Annotated in this window: 29 protein-coding genes and 1 tRNA gene; 11 read left to right on the top strand and 19 right to left on the bottom strand. The window is 70.5% G+C overall.

Annotation, left to right across the window (positions count from 1 at the left end; all coding sequences use genetic code 11):
• The first annotated feature begins 37 nt into the window (after positions 1-37).
• Positions 38-337 carry a GNAT family N-acetyltransferase gene (locus ACTIE5_RS05870; protein ID WP_439548775.1) on the top strand — a complete coding sequence of 100 codons (300 nt, stop codon included), beginning with the start codon at positions 38-40 and terminating at the stop codon, positions 335-337.
• Positions 325-867, top strand: coding sequence for a uracil-DNA glycosylase family protein (locus ACTIE5_RS05865; protein WP_439548774.1), 543 nt, complete (start codon positions 325-327; stop codon positions 865-867). The genes ACTIE5_RS05870 and ACTIE5_RS05865 overlap by 13 nt, the downstream gene beginning before the upstream one ends.
• 295 nt (positions 868-1,162) lie before the next feature.
• Here the strand turns inward: ACTIE5_RS05865 and ACTIE5_RS05860 are convergent, their stop codons facing one another.
• From ACTIE5_RS05860 to ACTIE5_RS05840, 5 genes are all read right to left on the bottom strand, one after another.
• Positions 1,163-1,819, bottom strand: coding sequence for a ParA family protein (locus ACTIE5_RS05860; protein ID WP_439548773.1), 657 nt, complete (start codon positions 1,817-1,819; stop codon positions 1,163-1,165).
• A 243-nt stretch (positions 1,820-2,062) separates the two neighbouring features.
• Positions 2,063-2,272: a hypothetical protein gene (locus tag ACTIE5_RS05855; protein ID WP_439548772.1), complete on the bottom strand. Its 210-nt coding sequence runs from the start codon at positions 2,270-2,272 to the stop codon at positions 2,063-2,065.
• A 495-nt stretch (positions 2,273-2,767) separates the two neighbouring features.
• On the bottom strand, positions 2,768-3,103 hold the full coding sequence (locus ACTIE5_RS05850) for a hypothetical protein (protein WP_439548771.1): 336 nt from the start codon (positions 3,101-3,103) through the stop codon (positions 2,768-2,770).
• A 240-nt stretch (positions 3,104-3,343) separates the two neighbouring features.
• On the bottom strand, positions 3,344-5,107 hold the full coding sequence (locus ACTIE5_RS05845; protein WP_439548770.1) for a DUF6538 domain-containing protein: 1,764 nt from the start codon (positions 5,105-5,107) through the stop codon (positions 3,344-3,346).
• Between the two features lie 66 nt (positions 5,108-5,173).
• Positions 5,174-5,249, bottom strand: a tRNA-Ala gene (locus ACTIE5_RS05840).
• 113 nt (positions 5,250-5,362) lie between these two features.
• Between ACTIE5_RS05840 and ACTIE5_RS05835 the strand changes: the two genes are divergently transcribed.
• The 7 genes from ACTIE5_RS05835 to ACTIE5_RS05805 are packed head-to-tail and all read left to right on the top strand — an operon-like array spanning position 5,363 to position 9,026.
• Complete coding sequence (locus ACTIE5_RS05835; protein ID WP_439548769.1) at positions 5,363-5,677, top strand: YggT family protein; 315 nt, start codon at positions 5,363-5,365, stop codon at positions 5,675-5,677.
• Position 5,678: 1 nt separating this feature from the next.
• Complete coding sequence (locus tag ACTIE5_RS05830) at positions 5,679-5,981, top strand: DUF167 domain-containing protein (protein ID WP_439548768.1); 303 nt, start codon at positions 5,679-5,681, stop codon at positions 5,979-5,981.
• Positions 5,978-6,820 carry a bifunctional methylenetetrahydrofolate dehydrogenase/methenyltetrahydrofolate cyclohydrolase FolD gene (gene folD / locus ACTIE5_RS05825; RefSeq protein WP_439548767.1) on the top strand — a complete coding sequence of 281 codons (843 nt, stop codon included), beginning with the start codon at positions 5,978-5,980 and terminating at the stop codon, positions 6,818-6,820. Before ACTIE5_RS05830 ends, folD begins: the two co-directional genes overlap by 4 nt.
• Before the next feature lie 4 nt (positions 6,821-6,824).
• Positions 6,825-7,700 (top strand): DMT family transporter, encoded by an 876-nt coding sequence (locus ACTIE5_RS05820; RefSeq protein WP_439548766.1) that lies wholly within the window; start codon positions 6,825-6,827, stop codon positions 7,698-7,700.
• 19 nt (positions 7,701-7,719) lie between these two features.
• On the top strand, positions 7,720-8,277 hold the full coding sequence (locus tag ACTIE5_RS05815) for an NUDIX domain-containing protein (protein ID WP_439548765.1): 558 nt from the start codon (positions 7,720-7,722) through the stop codon (positions 8,275-8,277).
• A gap of 57 nt (positions 8,278-8,334) precedes the next feature.
• Positions 8,335-8,583, top strand: a complete 249-nt coding sequence (locus ACTIE5_RS05810) for a type II toxin-antitoxin system Phd/YefM family antitoxin (protein WP_439548764.1) — start codon at positions 8,335-8,337, stop codon at positions 8,581-8,583.
• On the top strand, positions 8,574-9,026 hold the full coding sequence (locus tag ACTIE5_RS05805; RefSeq protein ID WP_439548763.1) for a type II toxin-antitoxin system VapC family toxin: 453 nt from the start codon (positions 8,574-8,576) through the stop codon (positions 9,024-9,026). Before ACTIE5_RS05810 ends, ACTIE5_RS05805 begins: the two co-directional genes overlap by 10 nt.
• Here ACTIE5_RS05805 and ACTIE5_RS05800 read toward each other — a convergent pair.
• Together ACTIE5_RS05800 and ACTIE5_RS05795 are read right to left on the bottom strand one after the other, a co-directional pair.
• Positions 9,010-9,618, bottom strand: a complete 609-nt coding sequence (locus ACTIE5_RS05800) for a hypothetical protein (RefSeq protein ID WP_439548762.1) — start codon at positions 9,616-9,618, stop codon at positions 9,010-9,012. The genes ACTIE5_RS05805 and ACTIE5_RS05800 overlap by 17 nt on opposite strands.
• A 14-nt stretch (positions 9,619-9,632) precedes the next feature.
• Positions 9,633-11,390: a transglycosylase domain-containing protein gene (locus ACTIE5_RS05795; protein WP_439548761.1), complete on the bottom strand. Its 1,758-nt coding sequence runs from the start codon at positions 11,388-11,390 to the stop codon at positions 9,633-9,635.
• Positions 11,391-11,650: 260 nt separating this feature from the next.
• Between ACTIE5_RS05795 and ACTIE5_RS05790 the strand changes: the two genes are divergently transcribed.
• Positions 11,651-12,646, top strand: coding sequence for a Bug family tripartite tricarboxylate transporter substrate binding protein (locus ACTIE5_RS05790; RefSeq protein WP_439548760.1), 996 nt, complete (start codon positions 11,651-11,653; stop codon positions 12,644-12,646).
• Between the two features lie 57 nt (positions 12,647-12,703).
• Here the strand turns inward: ACTIE5_RS05790 and ACTIE5_RS05785 are convergent, their stop codons facing one another.
• The 3 genes from ACTIE5_RS05785 to ACTIE5_RS05775 form a co-directional block, all read right to left on the bottom strand.
• Positions 12,704-13,270 carry a manganese efflux pump MntP gene (locus ACTIE5_RS05785; RefSeq protein ID WP_439548759.1) on the bottom strand — a complete coding sequence of 189 codons (567 nt, stop codon included), beginning with the start codon at positions 13,268-13,270 and terminating at the stop codon, positions 12,704-12,706.
• Between the two features lie 71 nt (positions 13,271-13,341).
• Positions 13,342-14,922, bottom strand: a complete 1,581-nt coding sequence (locus tag ACTIE5_RS05780) for a GMC family oxidoreductase (RefSeq protein ID WP_439548758.1) — start codon at positions 14,920-14,922, stop codon at positions 13,342-13,344.
• 87 nt (positions 14,923-15,009) lie between these two features.
• Positions 15,010-15,942 carry a LysR family transcriptional regulator gene (locus ACTIE5_RS05775; RefSeq protein ID WP_439548757.1) on the bottom strand — a complete coding sequence of 311 codons (933 nt, stop codon included), beginning with the start codon at positions 15,940-15,942 and terminating at the stop codon, positions 15,010-15,012.
• Positions 15,943-16,074: 132 nt separating this feature from the next.
• Here ACTIE5_RS05775 and ACTIE5_RS05770 point away from each other — a divergent pair, with 132 nt between their 5' ends.
• A complete protein-coding gene (locus ACTIE5_RS05770) occupies positions 16,075-16,512 on the top strand; it encodes a DoxX family protein (protein ID WP_439548756.1) in 438 nt (145 codons plus the stop codon).
• A gap of 36 nt (positions 16,513-16,548) precedes the next feature.
• Here ACTIE5_RS05770 and ACTIE5_RS05765 read toward each other — a convergent pair whose 3' ends face one another.
• The 9 genes from ACTIE5_RS05765 to ACTIE5_RS05725 form a co-directional block, all read right to left on the bottom strand.
• Complete coding sequence (locus tag ACTIE5_RS05765) at positions 16,549-17,430, bottom strand: amidohydrolase family protein (RefSeq protein ID WP_439548755.1); 882 nt, start codon at positions 17,428-17,430, stop codon at positions 16,549-16,551.
• 10 nt (positions 17,431-17,440) lie between these two features.
• Entirely contained in the window at positions 17,441-18,427 is a 987-nt protein-coding gene (locus tag ACTIE5_RS05760) for a Bug family tripartite tricarboxylate transporter substrate binding protein (protein WP_439548754.1), read from the bottom strand.
• Positions 18,428-18,551: 124 nt separating this feature from the next.
• Positions 18,552-19,013, bottom strand: a complete 462-nt coding sequence (gene dut, locus ACTIE5_RS05755) for a dUTP diphosphatase (RefSeq protein WP_092954223.1) — start codon at positions 19,011-19,013, stop codon at positions 18,552-18,554.
• A gap of 48 nt (positions 19,014-19,061) precedes the next feature.
• A complete protein-coding gene (locus ACTIE5_RS05750; protein WP_439548753.1) occupies positions 19,062-20,411 on the bottom strand; it encodes an MFS transporter in 1,350 nt (449 codons plus the stop codon).
• Between the two features lie 60 nt (positions 20,412-20,471).
• The gene (locus tag ACTIE5_RS05745; RefSeq protein ID WP_439548752.1) at positions 20,472-22,031 is read right to left on the bottom strand and encodes a D-aminopeptidase; all 1,560 of its coding nucleotides are present in this window, start codon (positions 22,029-22,031) and stop codon (positions 20,472-20,474) included.
• Positions 22,032-22,038: 7 nt separating this feature from the next.
• Positions 22,039-22,551 carry a flavin reductase family protein gene (locus tag ACTIE5_RS05740; protein ID WP_439548751.1) on the bottom strand — a complete coding sequence of 171 codons (513 nt, stop codon included), beginning with the start codon at positions 22,549-22,551 and terminating at the stop codon, positions 22,039-22,041.
• A 123-nt stretch (positions 22,552-22,674) separates the two neighbouring features.
• The gene (gene coaBC, locus ACTIE5_RS05735; protein ID WP_439548750.1) at positions 22,675-23,850 is read right to left on the bottom strand and encodes a bifunctional phosphopantothenoylcysteine decarboxylase/phosphopantothenate--cysteine ligase CoaBC; all 1,176 of its coding nucleotides are present in this window, start codon (positions 23,848-23,850) and stop codon (positions 22,675-22,677) included.
• A complete protein-coding gene (locus tag ACTIE5_RS05730; RefSeq protein WP_439548749.1) occupies positions 23,850-24,284 on the bottom strand; it encodes a PaaI family thioesterase in 435 nt (144 codons plus the stop codon). The genes coaBC and ACTIE5_RS05730 overlap by 1 nt, the downstream gene beginning before the upstream one ends.
• Complete coding sequence (locus tag ACTIE5_RS05725) at positions 24,272-25,009, bottom strand: class I SAM-dependent methyltransferase (RefSeq protein ID WP_439548748.1); 738 nt, start codon at positions 25,007-25,009, stop codon at positions 24,272-24,274. The genes ACTIE5_RS05730 and ACTIE5_RS05725 overlap by 13 nt, the downstream gene beginning before the upstream one ends.
• Positions 25,010-25,015 lie beyond the last annotated feature (6 nt).

The following is a 25,015-nucleotide window of genomic DNA, read 5'->3' as shown; positions in this document are numbered from 1 at the left end:
CGCTGGTGCCAGGCAACATGCAGGAGCACGCGGCGCGATGGTCGGGGACGACGTCTACATCGCGGGCATCTTTGTCCTGGATGAGCATCAGGGCGGCGGGGTCTGCCGGGCCGTGCTGACTGCGCTGCTGCGGATCGCCGACCGCGAACGCCTCCCGGTCTCCCTCGAAGTGAAGCCGTCCACTGGCGAGTGGCTCGAAGCCGTGCATGGCCGGCGCAGGTTTCACCGGACCGGTGCGTTCGGCCAAGTCGGGCCGAAGATGCGGCGCTGGCCGCAGCCGGTCATCTCCTCACCCGCGGTCAGCCCCGAGAGGAGCGGAAACACATGCACTACCTAGAGATCGTGGGCCTGCGGCGGGCGTTCCGCCTGCCTGGCTACGCGACCCTGTCTGACGTCGGGATGGACGGCGACTACGTCTCCCCCCTTCAGATCACCTCGCGGTCACCGACCGGGCCGGTGCTCGTCGCCTATCACTGGCTCGATGCCCCGGCGATCACCGAGGAGAACCGGGCCACGCTCCAGGCCCTCGGCTACCTACCGACTATCCCCTTCAATCAGGTGCTGGACAGGGCATTGGCCCTCTGCGGTCTCCGGCGGGCGGACGTCTACCTCACCCAAGCCTTCCACCTGCTGCCGCCAAAGCGCTCCGAGCGCGTCCCCGCCGACAAGGTCGCCGCCAGCTTCGGCGCCATCACCATGCACGAGGTGCAGGGCAGGCGCGTCGTGGCTTTGGGCCGCGACGCCGCCGCAGCCTGCCGGCGCCACGGCGTGAAGCACATACCGGCGGACCACCCCAGCGCCCGGGGACGCTCCTACGACGAGAGGGCCGCCGCCCTGGCCGCTGCGATCGCCTCCGCCATCGCCTGATCCGCCTCCATCCTCGCCCGCTCGAGCTGCGCCTGAAACCGCCACATGACCGTCCGTCCAAGCGCTGTCGGGTCGAGTAAGGCGCTCCCTGCCCCCTCCCCTGCCCCCGCTTCCGGCACACGTAGATGGCAGGCGGGGCTTCCAGGTTCACCTGCAGCACCAGACTGACCATCTCCTCGGGGGTCATGGTGTTGGCGCGTGATTTGAAGCGGCTGGTCATCGCGCGGCTCCTTCGTCAGCGTGGTTGTCTGCGTCGGCGTTTGGGTGATCGCCGGCGATGGCGTATGCGTGGGCATCAGGTGGCTGCGGGCGGCAGAATGCCCTTCTCGCGAAGCTCTTCGACCAAGTGGCGGATTTCCCGCACGGCGGGTCCACGAGCGGGAAGCGCCCCAGACCAGGAGATCTCGCTATAGGCGACCAGGTTGGACAGCTTGGTTTCGAGCCAGCGCAGTCCGCAGCTGGCCGACAGCCGCCCCAGTTCGGCCAGGATATGCTGATGGACCTGCGAGATCGTCTTGGTCGCATTCAGCACCACCCAGGCGGGGATTTCCCGCCGCACACCGAGCGCAATGGCACGGCACCGCAGCCAAGTCTGCTTCGCCCCTTCCATGTCAGCCTCGTCCGCCATGATCGGGATCAGCACCGCGTCCGAGAAGGTCAGGGCGATGTTGGCCGCCGGGTTGTCGAAGCCGGCGGTGTCCACCAGGACGATCTCGCGCTCGCGCGAAAGCCGCTCGATGAGGTGGGCAAGCCGGTCGTGGTTGGGCTCGGAGACCAGGTCGAAGGGTGCCCCTTCGTAGAACTTGGCCTTCCAGCGGCCGAGCGCGTCATTCGGGTCGGCGTCGATCACCGCGAAGTCGGCGCGTTCCTCCGCGAGGGTGGCCGCGATGATCCGTGACAGCGTGGTCTTGCCCACGCCTCCCTTGGTGCTGGCAATGCTGATCACGGTCATAGCGGTCCCTTGTCTGCGTCTGTCTGGGCTTTGACACCTTGGTTGGCGTCTGTATGCGTGAGTGTCGGCATCGGGTTGAGCGGCCGCATCAGATATCAGCACTCGCCTGCAGCATGCCCTGCTCCACAAACTAACCGATCGGGTGCCGGATCACCTGCATCGCCGGGCCTGGAGCCGGCACCGCGCCCCTCCAGGCGTTCTCCTCTAGGCGACCAGGCTGGACAGTTTGGTGTCGCGCCGACGCTAGACGTCTTTGGCCGAAAGCGCGCGCGGTTCGGCCAAGATGTGCAGGCGGGCCAGCAAGATCTTCTGGATCGAGTCGAGCACGAGCGAGGCTGTGGTTTCGCGTCGTGGCCCATTGGCTTGATGAGGTTCGCGCCCCATGGCGACGGTCGCAGATCCCTTCAAAAAGGCGCCGAGGAAGCGCAACATGGCTTCGTCGGTCTGCAGCATGTGTGCTCGCCGAACCGGCTACGGCTGGAAACGGCTGCCGCGGCGATCCGGGACAGTCGGACACTGGCTCAGCGCCATGGCGAGGCCTGGCCCCTTCCGATGGCGAGCAGGGCTGCATCGACACTTACCTGCAGGGGCCCACGGCCTCGAACCAAATACCGTTCGCCTCCTGGGGCACAAGGCGCGCCGCCAGACCAGGCTCATACTCCTCCGCCCAGAGCCGCTTCAGTGATCGCGCATCAGACCTGGTCGCCGTCGCGATCGCTGCCACCCACCCCAGCGGGATACGCCTGGCGTCGCGACCGTCCAGAAGCGTAGCAGGAACCCCAGCAGCATCAGCAACCGCTGACACGGCCAGCCCCGCGTCAGCGATACGGCGGACGATCTCGCGCCTGAATGCGCCTGCCTGCACCGGACGGTGGTGCGGCATGTAGACCGTCACCAGCTCGGTATTCCAGGCAGGCATTGGAACTGCCAGGTCGCTTGCTATCGGCATCATCGCAGTTCTCCGCCGCTCTTTACTCCGTCAATGTCGTTGACCATCACGGGGATGCCGAACTCCAGCAAAGCCCGAGTAATCAATTGGGATGGCGTCATCCCACGCTGCCGCGCGGCGGTCTGTATCGAGTCGAGTGTCGTCGCACTGCAGCGATAGGGGATGGCGCGTAGACGCTCGTCATCCCGCTCACCTCGATGGTCTGCTGATGCCCCAAGTATCTGGCGCCCTACGGGCCGAAGCACGGCAAAAACGCGCATGCCGTCCTCTGCGCGGCCACGGATGTCCATGCCGTCGTGCTGTGCTTCTTGGGGTGAGGCGGTGTCGTTCAGCATGGTCGGGGTGTTCCTTCATCGTTGACCCCGATGATCGGGGGATGAAGAGACTATAGCGAGCGCAGCATAACCGGCCCCAAGCCAGAGCGCTATCTCCGATTTGCGAACTTCTCTTTACTCAGCGCTGAACTATCGAAGTCCTATCATGCGTCTTGGCGTCTGAACCTGATGCCGCCATGTCCTGAACGAGAGCTGATGCACCCTTGGAGAGGGCGTAGGATTTCCCGAGAGTGCAGTGCGTCAGAAGCGCGGCCGCAGGTCCATCACCGCTTGCGGGAGCGTGATCTTCTCAATGGCATCCCGCGCCGCCTTCAGTTCAACTGATCCATACCGCTCATCGACGCTGCGGGCGCCGTGGCCGAGGATATGGTTCGAGATGCTGTCGGTCACACTCGCCGAACGGAGCAGCGTCTTCAGGCTATGGCGGAAGCTGTGGAAGCCAAGGCCAGGCCGCGTCTTCAGGTTCAGCCGCGGCAGGTAGCGCTCGCTCATCCACTTGCTGAGGCCGGCGCCATGATCGCCGGCGACGGGCTTCGGCACGTCCGGCAGGAGCAGTGGGTGGGCCGATCGCTCTCGCGCCAGCTCGCCAAGGCCAAGCGCGACCAGCCGTGAGTGGACAGGCACCAGCCGCTTCGAGCTGTCGGTCTTCAGGGACTTCCCCTGTTCCTCGTTGAAATCGAGGACGAGGATCCCCTCACGTTCATGCACATCGCAGGGGCGCAACTGGGCGATCTCGCCGATGCGGGCGCCGGTCATGAGCGCGATCACCGGCGCCCAGAAGCGCCAGTCATTCACCAGGAACGCCCCAGGGTCATAGGGTCGCTCCGCGCTCTTGGCCCCGGCGAAGACGGTGTCACGGAACAGCGTTTCGAGTTCGTCGCTGCGGAACGGCTTCTCCAGCTTCTTCCGCCGGACGGTCTTGATGACGGTCTTCTCCGCGAACGGATTGGCCGTCACATGGCCGGCCATCCGCTCATGCTCGAAGAGATTCTTCAGGGAGCCGAGATACGACTTGATGCTGCCGGGGTGCAGGGGCTCCAGCTTGAGCTCCTTCGCCTTCAGCGCCTTCTCGAAGAGGTCAAGATCGGCGAGTTCGGGGTAACGCCGGTGGTGGGGCGGTAATGACACCAGGGCGGACCAGATCATGCCGGACTCGGCGGTTCCGATCTCGGCGATGAGTTTGTCGGCGCCGAACGCTTCGACGAGGACCCTCAAGTCCCCTTCAGCGTCGGTGACCTGCTTCTCCTTCATACCCGCCTGCCGCTGGTGAGCGAGGTAGTCGTCGATGGCGTTCTGCACTGTGCGGCCAGGCGCGGATGACTTTGGCGCGCCCACCTGCGGTGCATCGACGCCGACTGCGGGGAGAACCGTCGGCGCGACGTCGGGGTTGTCGCGGCCTTCGACCAGCATGGGCGGGAGGCGATCCACCTCGCCGTCGGTCCAGGCGATCTTGCTTTCCTGGAGCTGCCCAAAGGCTTCCATCACCGCCTTCGCCACGATGGCGACCTCGCGCGACTTCAGCGGCGTGGCCGCGCCGTCCTGGACGACGAGCCGCTCGGCCGCCTCCGTCATGCGGCTGAAGTCGTGGCGCCGATATTCCTCCTGGGCGGCCTCCAGGGCCAACTCGGCGTCGCGGCCGAAAAGACGGCGGTGCTCGTCCCTTGCATCGCTCACCGACAGCGCGCCGTCCCCGAGGCCAACGCTGAAGCCACCAGCGTCAAGACGCGCCCACTCGCGCGCGATCTCTTCCTCGAGCCACCTGACGGCCAGCGCCTTCAGCTCCTCGGCTGACCGGGCACGATTTCGGCTCAACAGTTGCCAAATCTGTGGGAGACGGAGAGCGATGCGGGACGCGACTGCGCGCGCCTTGATGCCGTCCGAAGTGCCGAGGGTGCGGACCAGCTCACGACGGCCGAGGCCTTGGACCAGGCTCTGGGGCACGCGCAGGCGGAAGTAGTATCGTCCATCACGGACCTGGATATAGCTCGGACACAGTGATGCCATGTGGTGAGCCCTGTGTAGCAGGGGTCACCGCCGGCATGCGCTAAGCCATTGGGGAATATACAGCGGTGGTGGAGGTGAGCGGGATCGAACCGCTGACCTCGTCATTGCGAACGACGCGCTCTACCAACTGAGCTACACCCCCGCACCGCAGGGCGCGGTTTATCGTCGGGCGATGGGCAGGTGTCAAGCGGGGGTCTTGCGCCTTGTTCCGTAACCTCTGCACCACTAGGTTCCGGCCGCAACACCAGGGGTGCGATGATGCTGCTCGATGCCGTGTTCTTCCTTCTCGGGGCGGCGCTCGACCTGTTCTGGTGGGCCGTCATCCTGGCGGCCATCGTGCAGACGCTGCTCGCCTTCAATGTCCTCGATGGCCGGAACCGGATCGTGTGGACGATCGCGGATTTCCTCTACCGGGTGACGGAACCGGCGCTGCGGCCGGTACGGGGCAAGCTGCCCAATCTCGGCGGGATCGACCTGTCGCCGCTGGTCGTCCTGCTGCTGATCACCGCGGCGCAGATCGCGCTGGGCGCCATCCAGGGCTACCTGCTGCGGGGCGGCCTCTACTTCTGACGTGACCCCGCCATGGCGCCTCCGCGTCGATGGCGTGGATCTGGCGGTGAAGGCGCAGCCGCGGGCGAAGCGGCCCGCGGTGGGCGGGCTTTCGCCGGACGGCGCCGCCATCCGCGTGGCGGTGGCGGAGGTGGCGGAAGATGGCCGCGCCAATCGCGCCATCGGCCAGGCCCTGGCCCGGGCGCTCGGCGTTGCGCCCTCCGCGGTGGGCTTGCTGCAAGGGGGCGGGTCGCGCCAGAAGGTGTTCCGCATCGCCGGCGACCCGGCGGAACTGGTCCCGAAACTGGAAAAGCTCATCGCATGACGGCCCGCATCATCGACGGCAAGGCGGTTGCCGCCGGACTCCGCCAGCGCATCGCGGCCCGGGTGGCCGGCCTCGGCTACCGTCCCGGGCTGCGGGTGGTGCGGGTGGGGGATGACCCGGCATCGGGCGTCTATGTGCGCAACAAGGACAAGGCGGCGAAGGAGGTGGGCTTCGACAGCGCCACCATCGCCCTGCCGGCGGAAACGACGGAGGCCGAGTTGCTGGCGGTGGTCGCGCAGCTCAACGCGGACCCGGCCGTGGACGGCATCCTGGTGCAGCTGCCCCTGCCGCCGCAGATCCGGGCGGAGGTGGTGATTTCCGCCGTCGCGCCGGAGAAGGACGCGGACGGGTTCCATCCCCTCAATGCCGGGCGGCTGGCGTCTGGCCAGGCGGGGCTGGTGCCCTGCACGCCGAAGGGCGTGATGCACCTGCTGGCGGCCTCGGGCGCCGTCCTGCCGGGGGCGCGGGCGGTGGTGCTGGGCCGGTCCAACATCGTCGGCCGGCCGATGGCCCAACTCCTTCTTGCCGCCGATTGCACCGTGACCATCGTCCATTCGCGCACCCGCGACCTGCCGGCGGAATGCCGGCGGGCGGAAATCCTGGTGGCCGCGGTCGGGCGGGCGGAGATGGTGCGCGGCGACTGGATCGCGGAAGGCGCCACCGTCATCGATGTCGGCATCAACCGCCTGGCGGATGGCCGGCTGGTCGGCGACGTCGCCTACGCGGAAGCCGCTTCGCGGGCGGAGGCGATCAGCCCCGTGCCCGGCGGCGTCGGCCCCATGACCATCGCCTGCCTGCTGGAGAACACGCTGGACGCGGCGATCGCCCGAAGGGGATGACAGCGTGGGACGCGGCGGCTGGCTGATCGGCGGCAGCTTCGTCGCGATATGGGCCTCAGCCTTCACCGTGGCCGGGGTGGTGGTGCGGGAATGGCCGCCGCTCTGGGCGCTCGGCATCCGCTTCGCGCTGACGGCGCCGATCCTGCTGGCGATCGCGGTGGCAATGCGCGGGCGGATCCCCTCGGCCGCCGATGCGGTGCGGATCGCGGCGCTCGGCCTGTTCGGCATGGGCGGCTACCTCGCCTGCGCCTGGCTGGCCATGGCACGCATCCCGACCGGGCTGGTGGCCCTGATCTGCGCCACCACGCCCCTGCTGGTGGCGGCGGGGGAGAGCCTGGTCCTGCGGCGCCCCCTGCCCCGCCTGGCCTGGCTGGGCCTGGCCCTCGGCTGGGCGGGCGTGGCGCTGCTGGGGCTGCTGCGGGCGCTGGATGGGCTGGATGGGGCGGAGGCCGCGGGCATCGCCCTGGCCATCGCCGCCGCGGCCGGCCAGGCCGTGGGGCTGCTGATCTTCGCCCCGGCCAAGGGGCGGGTGGACATGTGGGCGGCGAGCCTGGGCCAGACCACCGTCTCCGCCCTGCTGTGCCTCAGCCTCGCGGTCATGCTGGAAGGCGGGCCGCCGGGGATGCCGCGGGCCGGCACGCTGGCGGCGCTGCTCTGGTCCATGCTGGTCGTCGGCATCGGCGCCTATGCGCTCTATTTCATCATGCTGAAGCGGGTGCCGACCTCCACCGCCTCCGCCCTGCAATTGCTCGCGCCGCCCGTGGCCGCGGTGTTCGGCTGGGCCCTGCTGGGGGAACGGCTGTTCGTCAGCGACATCATCGGCGGCGTGCTGACGCTGTCCGGACTGGCCCTGCTGTTGCATGCGCGGTCGCGTGGCTGACGCGGAAGGACCGAATGGCATGACCGACCAGACCCCTGACATCGTCGCGACCTCCACCCGCATCGCCTACGAGAATCGCTGGATGCGGGTGCGGGAGGATGCGATCCGCCGGCGGGACGGCTCCCCCGGCCTCTATGGCGTGGTGGAGAAGGACGACTTCACCCTGGTGGTGCCGGTCCATGACGACGGCGCGGTGGAGCTGGTGCAGCAATACCGCTACCCCGTGGGCGAACGGCTCTGGGAATTTCCCATGGGCATGTGGGGGCCGCGGGGCACGGACCCGCTGATGGTGGCGGCGCATGAATTGCGGGAGGAAACCGGCCTGGTCGCCGCCCACCTGCTTCCCATCGGCAAGCTGTATGAGGCGCCGGGCACGATGAACCAGGGCGCCCACATCGTGCTGGCCACCGGCCTGACCCGGGGGGAGGCAGCGCTGGAGACGGAGGAGCAGGACCTCATCACCCGCCGCATCCCCCGCGCCGAATTCGACCGCATGCTGCGCGATGGCGAGGTCCGGGACGCGATCACCGTCGCCGCCTGGGGACTGCTGCTGGTGAAGGGGTTGGTCAAGCCTTGACCAAGCGACGAGCGGCGGGTTAGTCAAGCGCCTGGTCAACCCGGACGAGGGACCGCCATGCGGACCGTGAACGTCTATGAGGCGAAGACGCACCTCTCCCAGATCCTGGCGGAGGTGGAGGCAGGGCAGGACGTGATCGTCGCCCGCAACGGCGTGCCGGTGGCGCGCATCACCGCGGTGGCGCCGAAGGTGCTGCGGGAGGCCGGTGATCTCCGGAAGCTCCCGGGCTGGGAGAACTTCGTGTATGACCCTGCCATCTTCGCGCCCCTGACGGATGAGCAGATGAAGGAAGAGGGTTGGGATTGAGTCCGGCGCGGAAAGGCTTCGCGGAAGCCTCGGCCGCCTGGCCATCCCACCCACCAGGCGCTTGCCTGGCGGATGCCTGCGCCCTGATCGTTTTCCATGCCTTCGGTGCCGCGGGCATGTCCGACGCTGGTCGTGCTGCCATGCAGGGCGGGGAGGTCTTTGTCATCGCAGAGACGGTGTGGGAGATCACCCGCAAGGCCGCTGACGGCAAGCTGCCGCCCTTTGCGCCCTTCGAAGACCTTGGCTTCCCGGCCTTCCTGCGGGAACGCGGATACAAATCCCTGGCCGTGGACTGGGACATCGCCGCCCGCGCCGCGACCCTGCCGCCGCATCACCGGGACCCGATGGACCGGATGCTGATCGCGACATCGCTGGCCACCGGCCTGCCCATCATCACCAATGACGCGGCCTTCGCCGCCTATGGCGTCACGCTGGTCTGGTAGGCCAGGCCAGCACCGGCCCAGCTTCCAGCGTGCCGGCTTCCAGCGTGCCGCCCGTGGCGGCCTCCGCCAGCAGCGCCATGGCGCGTTCGGAGGGGGCGATGCCGTCGGGCAGCGTCACCACCAGCGCCACCGCGCCATCCCGCTTCTCCGCCGCCAGGCCGATGCGCGCGCCCTGAGCCAGCAGCGGCACCGCATCCTGCACCAGGGCCAGCAGGGCCAGGTCCAGCCGGGCACGGTCCAGCGCGACCTCCGGCAGGCCATCGGCCACCGCCACATCCACCCCGTGCCGCGCGCCGGCAGCCACGGCCAGCAGCGGCAGCACCTGGCGCAGCGCCTGGGCGAGGGACGCGCGGGCCGGCTCCTCCACCGGGCGCCGCGCGGCATCCAGGAAGCCGCGCATCGTCGCGTCCAGCCGCTTCGAGGCCTCGATGCAGCGGTCCAGCTGCCGGCGGGGGGCGCCATCCGCGACGCTGCGGCCCAGCAGTTCCAGGTTCGACGCCAGCACCATCATCGCGTTGTTGATGTCATGCTGCACGCCGGGTGCGATCCGGCGCAGGCGGTCATGGCGCTGCGTGGTCAGGTCCTCAGGCAAGGCCGGTCACTCCTTCATCCGCCGCCGGGCGGGTTCGGCGGCTCCGATTGGGCGAGTCCTTCCAGGATCTCGCGGAACAGGCGCGCGGGCAGCGTGCCGCCCGCGACATCAACCATCGGGGACCCGTCATCGTTGCCGAGCCAGATGCCGATGACGAGTCCTGTTCCCGAAACGGGTGCCAGACCGATGAACCAGGCATCGCGGAAATCCTGCGTCGTGCCGGTCTTGCCCGCCACGGCGCGGGCGCCGGGCGGTTGCGCCGCGCGCCCGGTACCCCGGGCCACCACCGCTTCCAGCATCCGCCGCATGGCCTGCGCGGCTTCGGGCGTCGTCACGCGGTGGGAAGCCGGGGGCGCCACCGGCACGACGCGGCCATCGGCGCGGGCGGAGGCCAAGCCGCGCGCATCCGGCAGCAGCCCGCCATTGGCGAAGGGGGCATAGGCCGCGGTCAGGTCCAGCAGCGTCACCTCCCCGGTGCCGAGCGCGATGGTGGCGTCGCGCTGGAAGGGGCCGGGCAGACCGAAGCGGCGCGCGGTCTCGATCGCCGCCCGCGCGCCGCCGCTGCGTTGCAGCACCCGCACGGCCGCGGTGTTGACCGAATGGGCCAGCGCCTCGTCCATCGTGATCTCGCCCCGCGGCCGCCAGGCGCCGTTGCCGGGGGACCAGCCGCCGAGCGTCAGCGGGCCATCCGCCACCGGGTCCTGGGGCGAGGCGCCCCCTTCCAGCGCCGTCAGGAACACGAAGGGCTTGAAGGCGGAGCCCGGCTGTCGCCGGGCCTGCGTCGCGCGGTTGAACTGGGATGCACGAAAATCCCGCCCGCCCGCCATGGCGCGGACGTTGCCGGTCGCGGCCTCCATCGCCACCACCGCCCCCTGCCCGACGCGCGCGCGCTGGCCGGGGCCGGCCAGCAGCGCCTCCAGCCGCGCCTCCACCACCGCCTGCATCCGCAGATCGAGCGTGGTGCGCAGCACCAGATCGGCATTGCCGGGGAAGCGGCTGCCGAGGTCATCCATCACCCAATCCGCGAACCAGCCGGAATCGCGGGACGGGCGCGGCGGGATGCGGATGGCCTCCGCCGCCTGGCTGGCCTGGCGGGCGGTGATGGCGCCGGTATCGGCCATGGCGTCCAGCACCTCCGCCGCCCGACCCGCCGCGGCTTCGGGCGCGGAGCGCGGATTGAGGCGGGATGGCGCCTTGGGCAGCCCGGCCAGGATGGCGGATTGCCAGAGGTTCAGCCGCGACGCCGGCACGCCGAAATAGAGCCGCGCCGCCGCATCCACCCCATAGGCGCCGGCGCCGAGATAGACGCGGTTCAGGTAGATCTCGAGCAACTCGTCCTTGCTGAACTTCCATTCCAGCCACAACGCCATGACGGCTTCCTGCGCCTTGCGGCGGAAGCTGCGCTCCGGCGTCAGGAACAGGTTTTTCGCCAATTGCTGCGTCAGCGTCGATCCGCCCTGGGCGACGCGGCCGGTGGTGAAATTCACATAGGCCGCGCGGGCGATGCCGATGGGGTCGATGCCGAAATGGTCTCGGAAGCGGCGGTCCTCGATGGCGATCACCGCGGCGGGCAAGTGCGGCGGCAGGTCCCGCAGGCGGACGATGTCCCCCACCACGTCGCCGGAGGTCGCGATGATGCGCCCATCAGTTGCTTCCAGCGTCACGCCCGCGCGGCGCGTCGTGGTCAGGGCGAGGTCCGTGCGCGGCAGGTCCCAGGTCAGGAAGACCAGCAGCCCCGCCAGGGCGACGCCGCCCCAGATGGTCAGCAGCACCAGCCAGCGCAGCCACCGCCAGGCACGGCGGGGGCGTTTCGGCGGGGCCGGCGGGGCGGGGCGCCGGGAGGGAGCCCGAGGATGAGCAGGCGGTTCCGGCTTGCGGGCGATTCGGGCCATCCGCGCCCGCTGTAGCATGGCCGCGCCCCGGCGCCCCAACGGCGCAGGCATTCCTTGCCTTTCAATGACGGAACGTCCATTTGCGATGGTGATGGCAGCCCGCAGAAGGCTGCCCGCCTCATCGAACAGGGACCTCCTCCATGACCGATCTTTCGCGGCGCGCGGCGCTACGCCTTGCCGCGGCCGGCAGCCTGGCCGGCCTCGCCACCCCCGGCCTGTCCCCCGCCTGGGCCCAGGAATGGACGCCGCCCGGGCCGGTGCGGCTGATCAACCCCTTCGCCCCCGGTGGCAGCCCCGACATCCTGGCCCGCGTGATGGCGCCCCACATGCAGGGCTTCCTCGGCCAGCCCATGATCGTGGAGAACCGCCCCGGCGCGGGCGCCGCGGTCGGCACCCGCAGCGTGGCGCGCGCCGCGGCGGATGGCACGACGGTGCTGCTGGCGCCGATCTCCTCCGTCATCGCGCCCTTCATGATGCGCGATCCGGGCTACGACCTCGGCGAGTTCAAGGCCCTGACCTGGCTGGCGACGACGCCCTTCATCCTGGTGGTGCGCAGCGGGCGCTGGGCGGATGTCCGCGAATTCGATCGCCACCTGAAGGCCAATCCCGGCCGCCTGTCCGGCGCCACCGGCGGGTCCGGCACGCCCCACCAATTGGCGGCCGAACTGTATCGCGGCGCCAGCGGCGGCGACTTCACGCTGGTGAGCTACCGCGGCACGGCGCCGGCGCTGACGGACCTCCGCGCCGGGGTGGTGGATTTCATGTTCGCGGACATGCCGGCCGCCCTCGGCCAGATCCGCCAGGGCGGCTTGCAGGCGCTGGCGGTCTGCACGCCCGCCCGCGTGCCCGCGCTGCCTGATGTGCCCACCATGGCGGAGACCGTGGCCCCGGGCTTCGAGGCGAATAGCTGGGTGATGTGGTGGGTGCCCTCCGCCACGCCGGACCCGGTGGCGCGCCGCCTGGCCGCCGCCGCCGCGCATGGCCTGGCGCAGCCCGATGTCCGCACCCGCGCGGCGGAGGTGGGCTTCCTGCTCCAGGGCACCGACATGGCCGGGGCGGAGGCGCACAAGCGCGCCGAGACCGAGAAGTGGGGCGCCCTGATCCGCGCCCGCGGCCTGCGCTTCGAGGAAGGCTGAACAGCCGGCGGCGTGGCGCGAGGGCAGGAGGCGGTGCCGCCCCAGGCCATCGCGCCGCTACGCGAGGATCGTGTGTTCCAGCAGGATCTTCACGCCCAGCAGCACCAGCGCCACGCCGCCCAGCGCCTCCGCCATCCGCCCGAAGCGGCCGCCGAGCCAGCGGCCGACCAGCATGCCGATGGTGGCCATCACCGCCGTCGCCAGGCCGATCGCCGCCGCCGCCACGGTGATGTCCACGTCGAGGAAGGCCAGCGTCACGCCGACCGCCATGGCATCCAGGCTGGTGCCGATGGCGGTGGCCAGCAGCAGCGCCGTGCCATGCCGGCGCGGCCGCTCCACCGGGATGCCAGCCGGCTGCGCCGCGCCCCAGAGCATCCGCCCGCCGACCAGGCCCAGGATGACGAAGGCCAGCCAATGGTCCACCGCCGCCACATGCGCGCTGGCCGCCATGCCGAGCGCCCAGCCGATCACCGGCGTCACCGCCTCCACCGCGCCGAAGACCAGGCCGGTGCGCAGCGCCTCCCCGAACCTCGGCCGATCCAGCGCCGCGCCCTTGCCGATGGCGGCGGCGAAGGCATCGACGGACATGCCCATGGCCAAGGCGAGGGTGGTCATCGGCGTCATGGTCGGGCACTCCCCCTCGCAGCGAGGGGCGGCACCTAGCGACGTATGCACAGCTATTCAAGTGTCGATGTCTAGCCTGAAAGGATCATCCCCGAGGCCTTCTGCGCCACCGCCAGCACCGTCGCGTTGATGTTGCAGACGGGAATGTCCGGGAAGACCGAGGCATCCACCACCCGCAGCCCGGCCACGCCGCGCACGCGCAATTGCGCGTCCAGCGGCGCGCCGCTGCCATCGCCGCCCATCCGCACGGTGCAACTGGGGTGATACACGGTGCCGCCGGTCTCGGCCGCGAAGGATGCCAGTTCCTCATCCGATTGCAGCGCCGCGCCAGGGCGCAATTCGCCGGCGACGATGCCGCGCAGCGGCTCCGCCGCCATCCAGCGCCGGGCCAGGCGGATGCCGCGCACGACCGCGGCGCGGTCCTCCGGCGCCGTCAGGAAGCGCGGCGCGATGACGGGCGCATGGGCGGGATCGGCGGAGGCCAGCGTGACGCTGCCGCGCGACAGCGGCCGGCACTGCCAGGCGCCCAGCGTCAGCCCCGGCTCCGGGTCCGGCACGCCGATCCGCCCCTCGGCCCAGGAGACGGGGCCGCCATTGAGCTGGATGTCCGGTGCCTCCAGGCCCGGCAGGGTCTTGGCGAAGACGCCGACCATGCCGGGGGACCAGGTCAGCACCCCATCGCCGCGCAACGCCCAGCGCGCCAGTTCCAGCGCCAGGCGCGGCCAGGCGATGCGGCGGTTGGCGGACCAGCGATGGTCCGTCAGCCGCCAGGTCATGCGGGCGATGTAGTGGTCCTGCAAATTCCGGCCGATGCCGGGGATGTCCTGCAGGACCTCGATCCCCTGGTCCCGCAGATGCGCCGCGGGGCCGAGGCCGGACAGCATCAGCAGGTGGGGCGACCCGATGGCGCCGGCGCTCAGGATCACCTCCCGCCGCGCCCGGATGATGGTCTCCACGGCGCCGCGCCGGATGGCGACGCCCGTGGCGCGGCCGTCCTGGATCACGATCCGCAGCGCCAGGGCCTTGTCGAACAGCGCCACGCCGCGCGCCAGGGCAGGCTTCAGGAAGGCGCTGGCCGCGGAATGCCGGCGCCGCCCCTGGCGGGTTTGCTGAAATGTGGAGAATCCCGCCCGCACCGGGCCGTTCATGTCGCGCGGCGTAGGCAGGCCGATCGTGGCGGCGGCGTCGCGCAGCTTCGCGACCAAAGGCGGCACCTCGGCCAAATGCTCCACGGAAAGCTGGCCGTCCCGCCCGCGATGCGGCCCCGCTTCCTCCGCCCGTTCATAGGCCGCGAAATGCGGCGCGAGGTCGGCCCAGGACCAGCCCGCGCAACCCTTCTGCGCCCAGAGGTCGTAATCCGAGGGATCGCCCCAGACATGGCCAAGCCCGTTGATGGCGGACGAGCCCCCCAGCACCCGCCCGCGCGGATAATCCAGCGCCCGACCGCCCGTCGCCGCATCGGGCGCGGTGCTGAAACCCCAGGTAAGGGTGGGATGCGTCAGGATGCGGGCATAGCCGGCGGGGATGTGCAGCCACGGGTGACGGTCCCGCCCCCCGGCCTCGATCACCGCGACCGTCGCGCCGCCGGCGGAGAGCCTGTCAGCGAGGAGGCAGCCGGCGCTGCCGGCGCCGACCACGACGAAATCAAACATCGCGGTGATGTGGGGAAGGCGCTGCCTTCCCCATGCCCCATCCGCCAGGGGCGTGACGCCCCTGGACCGTCACCAGCAGAACAATCCTCATGCCCCCACGCCCGGCACCGGCCCCACTTCCCGCGCCACGCTCAGCAGCAGGCGGCGCAGCCAGGCATGGCCGGGATCAGCCTCGAACCGCCGATGGAACAGCAGGCTCAGGCGGGTGTGATTCAACTCCACCGGGCAGGGGCGCAGCACCAGGCCGTAGGTCTCCGCCATGCGCTGCGCGAGCCGCCCCGACAGCGACATCACCATGTCCGTCCGCATCAGGATCTCCGGCACCGCGCCGAGATGCGCCACCACGGCACCCAGCCGGCGCGGATACCCGGCCTCCGTCAACGGCCCGTCCAGCGCGCCGTCGCGCGACCCGTTGGCGGAATGCAGCAGATGCGGGAAGGCGGTGAAACGCTCCAGCGTCATCGGCCCCTCCGCCAGCGGATGGCCGGGCCGCACCAGGGTGAGAAATCCCTCCGGCAGCAGGCGCACGCGGGTGTAGAGCGCCGGCGGTTCCGGCAGCACGGCGATCGCGATCTCCGCTGTCCCGGCATCCAGGATTTCCATCGCATTGGTGCGGTCGGCATGCCGCACCGCGACCAGCGCGCGCGGCGCGTCCTTGGCCATCAGTTCCAGCAACGGCGGCACCAGCACGCTTTCCGCATATTCGCTGAGCGCCAGGGTGAAGACGCGGTCCGTTGTTGCGGGGTCGAAGGGCGCGTGGTCGGCCAGAGTCGTGCGCAAGGTGTCCAGCACCTGCGCCACCGGGCCCTCCAGCGAGAGCGCCAGCGCGGTGGGCTCCACACCGCCGGGGCGGCGCAGAAACAATTCATCCTTCAGCGCGGTGCGCAGGCGCGACAGGGCGTTGGAAACGGCGGGCTGGGAAAGGTTCAGCTTCTCCGCCGCGCGCGTCACATGCCTCTCCCGCGCCACGGCGTCGAAGACGCGCAGCAGGTTCAGGTCGAGGTTCTGGAGGTCCGCCAAATCATCACCCCATCATTCGTGGTGGTGATGATGGGTGTTCCGTACCGCTGTTGGAAGGGAAAGCCGGTCGCGGGCGATACCGCTGGCCATCAGGGGCGCCCACCGCGCCCCGCCAGAGACGGAACCACGACGATGTTTACCGACACCCGCACCACCACCCCCTATGCCGCCGCGCTGCTGCGCGTGACGCTGGGCGTCGCCTTCCTGGCGCATGGCCTGCTGCTGAAGATCATGACCTTCGGCCTGGCCGGCACGATGGGTTACTTCGGCTCCATCGGCTATCCGCCGATCCTGGGCGCGGTCGTCGCCATCGCGGAAACCGCGGCGGGCATCGCGCTGATCGCCGGCGTCTGGACGCGGGTGGTGAGCATCGCCGCGCTGCCCATCATGATCGGCGCCACCATCCAGCACATGGGCAAGGGCTGGCTGTTCAATGCGCCGGGCGGCGGCTGGGAATTCCCGGCGATGTGGACGGTGCTGCTGCTGGTGCAGGCCGGGCTGGGCGCGGGGGCCTTCGCCCTCGATATCAACAAGCTGCTCGGCCGCGGCGCGGTCGAAGCCCGCGCCTGAACAGGCCGGCATGACGACCATCAAGGCTCCCGGGGATCACTCCCCGGGGGTCTTGATGTCATACAGGGCCCGGGCGTTGTCCGACAGGATACGGTTGCGCACCGCCTCATCCGGTGCCCAGTCCAGCATCTGGTCCAGCAGGTCGCCATCATTGGGCATCAGCCGGCCACGCATGTTCACATGGGGCCAGTCCGACCCCCAGACCAGCCTTTCCGGCGCATGCGCCACCAGCGCCTTGGCGAGTGGCGTGACGGAGGCATAGGGGAAGTCCTCCTTCGTGCAGCGCATGGGGCCGGACAGTCGCACCCAGACGCGGCCACTATCCAGCATCCGGAGCATGGTGCGGAAGGCCGGCTGGTCCACGCCGCCCGCCGCCGGAATTGCGCCGAAATGGTCCAGCACCACCGGCCCCGGCAGCGCCATCAAGCGATCCGCGAAGTCGCCGAGATCACCCTGCGCGGGATAGAACTGCACCACCCAGCCCAGTTCCGCCGCCATCGCCGCCGCGCGTTCCGACAGATGCGGCAGATGCGCGCCATGCGCCGGGCTGACGAAGCGAAGCCCCCGCACGCCGAGGCCATGCAGCCGCGCCATCTCCGCCTGCGTCGTTTCTGGCGGCAGCAGCGCCACGCCGCGGAAGCGATCGGGGAAGCGCCGCAGCGTGTCCTCGAGATGCTTCGTATCCATGCCGTAGCCACCACCGCTGACGATGATGGCGTGCGACAGGCCGAGCGCGTCCTGCAGCGCGATGTTCGTCTCCGGCAGCGCATCCTCCGAGATGTAGCGGCTGCCGGGATCGAAGGGATAATCGGCGGCGGGGCCGAACAGATGCACCTGGCAATCGACGGAGCCCGGCGGGCAGACCAGGCGCGGCTTGCGCGGGTTGGGATCGGGCGGTGGCGTGAGGGGCGGGGACATGAGGCGACCCTTATTCGGCGCGGATGTTGGCGGCGCGGATGACCTCGCGCCATAGCGGGATTTCCCGCGCGATGAGGGCGCGGAATTCGTCGGGCGTATTGCCCACGGGCTCCACGCCCTGCGCGGTCAGGCGCTCCACCACATCCGGCGCGCGCACCGTCGCCCTGGCGGCACGGGACAGAGTCTCGATCGCCTCGGCCGGCGTGCCGGTGGGTGCCAGGATACCCATCCAGAGGATGCCCTCGAAGCCCGGCAGCCCCATCTCCGCCACCGTCGGCACATCCGGCAGCAAAGGCGAGCGCTGCGCGCTGGCGATGGCCAGCACCCGGATGGTGCCGGCCGCGATATGCGCGGCGGAGGTCGCGAGGCTGTCGAGCTTCAGCGCCACGCGCCCCGCCACCAGATCCGTCAGCGCCGGCGCGGCGCCGCGATAGGGGACGTGCAGCACCTCGATCCCCAGGCGCCGGTTCATCAACTCCATCGTGACATGCGGATGGGACCCGATGCCGGCGGAGGAATAGCTGAGCGCGCCGGGGTTCGCCCGCGCATGCGCCACGAATTCAGCGAAATTGGTGAAGGGCGCGCTGCGCGGCGCGATCAGGATCTCCGGGATCTGCGCGACGAGGGAGATGGGGATGAAGTCGCGCTCCGGCTCGAAGCCGCTATTGGGGCTGAGGCTCGGGTTGATGGTGTGGTTGGGCGCGTTGAACAGCAGCGTGTAGCCATCCGCCGTCGCGCGCGCCACGCGCTGCGTGCCGACATTGCCGCCGGCACCAGGGACGCTGTCGATGATGATGCTGGCATTGCCGAGTTGTTCCGCCAGCTTCTGCGCGATGGTGCGCGCGGTCACGTCCACCGTCCCACCGGGCGGGAAGGGGACGACCAGGCGGATGGGCCGGTTGGGATAGGCGGATTGCGCGCGGGCGCCGAGCCCGAGCGCAAGCCCGGGCGCGGCAAGGCCGAGGGCGAGCAGCCCCCGGCGCCTGAGGTTCAGCATGGCATTCCTCCGTGGCGCGCCACCCTTGCCGGGCGGTCGCTTCAGGAGGGCAGCCTGCGCCCGGGGCGGGGGCGCTACAAGCCACCGGGGGCGGAGCCCCTGAAAGCCTTACGGGGCGGAGCCCCTACAAACCAGTGGAGCCGAAGCCGCCGGCGCCGCGCGCGGAGACAGACGAGAATTCTTCCACGACCTGGAAGCTGGGCCGCAGCACCGGCACGAAGACCATCTGCGCGAAACGCTCGCCGGGTTCCAGCACGATCGGCTCGCTGCCCGGGCCGTTGCGGTTCCAGCAGCTGACCATGATGGGGCCCATGTAGTCGGGGTCGATCAGGCCGACGAGGTTGCCCAGCACCAGGCCGCGCTTGTGCCCCATGCCGGATCGCGGCAGCACCAGCGCCGCCATCCCCGCATCCGCCATGTGCACCGCGATGCCGGAGGAGACGAGCACGGGCGCCGCGCCCGGCATGATGGTCAGCGGCGCATCGAGGCAGGCCATGAGGTCCACCGCCGCGGCCATCTCGCTCTGGTAGCGCGGCAGGCCCCATTGGGCGAGCCGTGCATCCAGCACCTTCAGTTCCACATCCATCCGTCAGGCTTCCCGCGCAAGCGGCCGCGCCGCGCGGCCCGTGGCGCCTTATGGCAGACGGCGCCCCGGGCCTCCATCGGCGCCGGGCCCCGCGGCAGCCATCGCCTGCTGGCCCCCAGCCTCCTCGCTCCCGGTCTCCGGATGCAGGGCGGTGCCGACCGGCACGGCAGGCGCGAGCGCGAAGCTGCCCTTCTCCTCCTGCGGCGGCGCGGGGCGCTGGCGCATCCGCCACAGGCCCCAGGCCAGCACCAGCGCCTGCGCGGCGGCCATGGCGAAGGCGAGCCCCTGCGCCCCCGCGGCCGACATGGCGGCGCCGGCGATGATCGGCCCCAGCGTCGCGCCCAGCCCCTGCAGCACCAGCAGCCCCCCGGCGGCGGAGACGTAGTCGCCGGGCGAGACGGTGTCGTTCACATGCGCGGCGACGATGCCGTAGGTCGGCATCACGCTGGCGCCGAAGATGGCGGCGCACACACAGATCAGGGGCAGGCCCGAACCCTCCGGCACCAGATTCACCAGCAGCGGCACCACCACGGCGGCCACGCCGGCCATGGAAACGGCGACGATGCGCCGGTCGATGCGGTCGGACAGCCTTCCCATCGGCCAGGACATCAGGAAGCCACCCAGCGTGGCACTCGCCATGACGAAGGCGATGCCGCTGCCCGCCATGCCGCCATTGGCCAGCAGCAGCGGCGCCAGCGCGAAGAAGCTGGCGGTGGTGAAGCCGCACAGGGCCGCCGCCACCACGCCGAAGGGCGATCCGCGATAGAGGCGGAGAAGGTCGATCCGCGCCTCCCCCACCGCCTGGCCCGGCGCGCTGGCGCCCGAAACGGCGATGGGCACCAGGGCGAGGGAGATCAGCACCGCGACGATGCAGAAGGCCGTGAAGCCGCCGGCATCGACCAGGGTCAGCAGCAGCTGCCCGCCAATGCCCGCGACCAGCCCCGCCATGCCATAGAGGCCGAGGACGCGGCCGCGATTGGCGGCGGTGGCTTCCGCGTTCAGCCAGCTCTCCACCGTCATGAACAGGCCCGCGAAGCAGAAGCCTGTCAGCGCACGCGTCGCGATCCACGCAATCGGATGCATCACGAGCAGGTGCAGCAGCGCGGCGGTGGAGGCGATGGCGGCGAGCGCCGCGAAGGTGCGCGTGTGACCGACACGGCGGATCAGCGAACCCGCGCGCAGCGATCCCACGACGACGCCGCCCCAGAAGGCGGCGCCGACGAAGCCGATGATGGCGGCGTCGAAGCCCTCGATATTGCCGCGGACGCCGAGCAGCGTGCCCTGCAGCGTGTTGCCCATCTGCATGCTGGCATAGCCCAGCAGCAGCGCGGCGAGGGTGGAGACGGTGGTGGCGAAGCCTGCCGTGGTGCCGGTGGTGGTAGTGGTGGAAGCCGACATGCGAAAGTCCCGGAAGCCAACAGAAGCCCCCGTAACGCCCGCAGGCGGATCGGTTCCCCCTCAGTTCACGCGGTCATAGGCAAGCCCCCGGGCCAGCCAGCACCCCACCGTCACGCCCGCCGCCCGTCCCGAAGCGTCGCGGCGGAAGGCCAGCGACCAGTCGCCGGGCGGCGTATGGTCCAGCGCGCGCGGGCAGGGCAGCACCCAGAGATCGGGGCCGACGGGCTCCAGCGCCTCCATCCGCCCCTGGCCCAGGAAGCCGCTGAAGGCGCCGTGGGGGACACCGCCGGCATCGAGGATGGTCAGCACCGCGTCCAGTTCCGCGCAGCGGTATTCGCCGGCGATATCGGGCGCCGCATTCCCCGCGGAGGGGCGCAGCAGCGCCACCTGGTTCTCCTGCGGCCGTTCCATGCGCAGGCCCGCTTCGCTCATGCAAAGCCGGGTGCGCCCGTTATCGGCGCTGCCATCCTCCCGCATCTCCAGCCGTTCCGCCGAATGGCCGAAGCGCAGGCGCAGCTGGCCGGGGCCGGCTTCATCGATGCGGACGGACAGCGCGGTCTCCGGGTCCTGGTAGGCGCCGAGCCACGCCGGCATGGGCCAGGCGGCGGCGGTGGGCCGCGCCTCCCCCAGCACCGCCGCCAGCGCGTCCAGCGCGGCGGCATGGGCATCGGAGAGGTGGTTGAACATCACCACGACGGAGATGCGGTCGGCCGCCACATGCAGGCGATGGCTGCGCCAGCCCCGCAGCGCCCCGCCATGGCCTGTGGTCGCCCGGCCGAATTCACGCCCGCGGCCCAGCCCGAAGCCGTAGGGCGCCGCCGGGCCATCGGCGAAGGCAACCGGCGCGGAAAGGCGGTTGTAGAGCGAACCGGCATCGTCGCGCGTCGCGTCGATGTGCCGTTCCCAGGCGATCATGTCGTCGAGGCTGGCACCCATTCCGGCATCGCCGGTCCAGAGGATGCGGTTCGCCGCCGCGCGGAAGCCGGTGGCGACGGAGCCCTCATAGCCCTCCGTCCCGTCCGGCATGGCGCGCGTATCGGCCGCCAGCATCGCACTGCCCATGCCGGCGGGATGGAAGACGTGGTCGCGCAGCAATTCCGCGAAGCCGCGCCCGGTCACATCCTGCAAGGCGTCGGATATCAGGCGAAAATTCTGGTTGACGTAGGAATAGCGGGTGCCCGGCGCGAAGTGCAGGGATTGCGTGGCCCCGATGACGCGCGCGGCTTCCGCGTCCCCGAAGGGGGCCTCCACCGGGGATCCGTGCAGCATCGCGACGGCCCAGTAGTCCCGCAGCCCCGACTGGTTGTGCGCGAGGTGCAGCACATCCGGCACCGCACCCGCAAGGCGCGGCAGCCGCGCGCGGATGGCGGGGTTGAGCCGCCCCGGATCGGGCAGCGCCGCCAGCATCGCCGCGCAGGTGAACTGCTTGGTGATGGAGCACAGGCGGAACAGGCTGCCGGGCGTGAAGGGGATTCGCCGTTCGGCATTGGCGAATCCCCAGGCATGGCGCAGCAGCACCTCGCCCTGGCGCAGCACGGCGATGGCGCCGCCCGGGCCGGGGTAGCGGCGCGGCAGCGCGGCGGCCAAGCCCTCCAGCCGCGCGGCGATGTCCTGCGCCATGACGCGGTCAGACCGTGCGGTAGGCGCGGTTGAAATACAGCAGGGGCGCGGCATCCGGCACCGTGTGCACGGCCAGCACCTGGCAGAACAGCACGCTGTGGGTGCCCACTTCCGTCACCTGCGCGATGCGGCAGTCGAAATTGGCGATGGCGCCCTGAAGCACCGGCGCGCCCGTCACCAGTTTCGTCCATTCGCCCAGCGCGAAGCGGTCCGCCAGCGTGCCGGTGCTGCTGCCGAAGGCGCTGGACAGCGCTTCCTGCCCTGCGGAGAGCGTATTGACGCAGACCACGCCATTCGCGCGCACCAGCGGCGTGGCGGACCCGGCCCTACGCACGCAGACCAGCAGCGTCGCCGGATCATCCGTCACGCTGGTGACGGCGGAGGCGGTGAACCCGCCCTCCCCGGCCGGGCCGCCGGTGGTGACGAGGTTCACCGCGGCCGCCAGCAGCGCCATGCCGCCACGGAACTCCTTCTGGTCGACGGGGGACAGGGTCTCGATGGCCGGCGCGTCAGACGGCATGAGGGGCGGGCCCTTGGCGGGGGAAGGCTGGAAGCATGGGGAGAGATCCTCGTTGCGCATCGCAGATGGGGGCCAGGATACGCCCTGGCGAGACCCGATGCATCGTTTGACTGGAAGGCGGCGTCAGCCCAGCGCGTCCGCCACGCGCGCGGCCAGGCGCCTGGCCACTTCCTCCTTCGGCAGGCGCGGCCAATCCTCGACACCCGCTTCGGTCACGAGGTGCACGGCATTCTCCGCGCCGCCCATGACATCGCCGGAGACGTCGTTGGCCACGATCCAGTCGCAGCCCTTGCGCAGCCGCTTGGCGGTGGCGTGCTGCACGACCTTCTCCGTCTCCGCCGCGAAGCCGACCACCAGGCGGGGGCGTTGTGTCGTGTGCTGCGCGACGGTCGCGAGGATGTCCGGGTTCAGGGCCAGGCGGATCTCCGGCGGCGGCGCGCCGGGTTCCTTCTTGATCTTCTGCGTCGGCGCGGCATCGGGCCTGAAATCCGCGACGGCGGCGGCGAAGATCGCGGCATCGGCCGGCAGCGCCGCCTCCACCGCCGCCAGCATGTCGCGCGCGCTTTCGATGCGCTTCACCGTCACGCCGGCGGGATCGGGCTGGGAGACGGGGCCACTGACCAGCGTGACGCGCGCGCCAAGTGCGGCCAGCGCCGCGGCGATGGCATGGCCCTGCTTGCCGCTGCTGCGATTGGCGATGTAGCGGACGGGGTCGATGGCTTCCTGCGTCGGCCCGCTGGTGACGATGACGTGGCGGCCCTTCAGCGGGCCGTCCGCCAGCATCGCCTCGATCGTCGCGAACAGCGTGGCGGGTTCCACCAGGCGGCCGGGGCCGCTCTCGGGCTCCGCCATCGCCCCCTCCTCCGGCCCCGCCACCGCCACGCCGCGCGTGCGCAGCGCCACCATGTTCGCCTGCGTCGCAGGGTGGGCCCACATGGCCGGGTTCATCGCCGGCGCCACCAGCACCGGCGCGCGGGTCGCCAGCAGCACGGTGGAGGCCAGGTCATCCGCCAGGCCATTCGCCATGCGCGCGATCATGTTGGCCGAGGCCGGCGCCACCAGCACCAGATCCGGCCAGCGCGCCAGGCGGATATGGCCGATCTCCGCCTCCGCCGCCCAGAGATCGTCATGCACCCGCGCGCCGGAGATGCCGGCCAGCGCTTCCTTCGTCACGAAGCGGGCGCCGCCGGCGGTGAGGATGGGGGAGACCTCATGCCCCGCCTTCCGCAGCAGCCGCGTCAGTTCCAGCGCCTTGTAGGCGGCGACGCTGCCGGAGACGACCAGGAGGATGCGGGACATCAGCGGGGCTCCGGTGCGGAACGGATCATGGTGGCCATCATGGTCGCCACCAGCGCCTCCGTCCCCGCCGCATCGCGCGCGAAGATATCGGCGCGGCAGAAGGTCAGCGTGCGGCCGGGCTTCACCACCTCACCCCGGGCCACCACGGCGATGCCGGCGGCGGGGCGGAGGAAGCTGGTCTTGAATTCCACGCTCAGCACCTCCGCCCCTTCCGGCATCAGGGACAGGGCCGCGAAGCCGCAGGCATTGTCGGCCAGCGCCGTCAGCACCCCCGCATGGAACAACCCGTGATGCTGGGTCAGATCGTCGCGGAAGGCGCATTCGATGGCGCAGTGCCCGGCGGACAGTTCCACCATCCGCGCATCGAGGTTGCGCATGAATCCCTGCCGCGCGAAGGCAGCACGGACTCGCGCTTCGGCTCCTACAGCCGCCATCCCGTATGGATCGCGACGATCCCGCCCGAGAGGTTGCGGTGCGCCACCCGTTCCAGCCCCGCCGCGCGCATCATTTCGCACAGCGTTTCCTGGTCCGGGAAGCGGCGGATGCTCTCCGCCAGGTATTCGTAGCTGTCCCGGTCATTGGCGACGCGCGCACCGATCTCCGGCAGGACCTTGAAGGACCAGGTGTCGTAGATGCTCGCCAGCGGCGCGATCTCCACGCGGGAAAATTCCAGGCAGTGGAAGCGCCCGCCGGGCCGCAGCACGCGCCGCGCTTCCCGCAGCACGGCGTCCTTGTCCGTGCAGTTGCGCAGGCCGAAGGCGATGGAGATCTTCTCCACGCTGCGGTCCGGCAGGGGGATGTGTTCGGCATCCACCACCGCGTAGTCGAGGCCTTCCACGATGCCGCGGTCCAGCGCCCGCTTCTGGGCGACCTCAAGCATGGCGGGGTTCACATCGGTCAGGATCACCCGCTTCGCGCCGCCGGCCAGCGCGCCGAAGGCGATGTCCCCGGTGCCGCCGGCCAGGTCCAGCAGCGTCTCCCGCTTCGAGGCGCCGATGGCGTTGACGAAGATGCGCTTCCAGACCCGGTGGATGCCGAGCGACATGAGGTCGTTCATCAGGTCGTAGCGCGGGGCCACGCTTTCGAACACCTGGCGCACCAGGCTGGCCTTTTGGTCGCGGGGAACCTCCCGGAACCCGAAATCGGTCGTGTCGGTCATCAGCCT

The organism is Falsiroseomonas sp. (genome assembly GCF_051859025.1).
Taxonomy (GTDB): Bacteria; Pseudomonadota; Alphaproteobacteria; order Acetobacterales; family Acetobacteraceae; genus Falsiroseomonas.
Note: the sequence above shows the minus strand (reverse complement) of the source record. Positions and strands in the feature narration are given on the sequence as shown.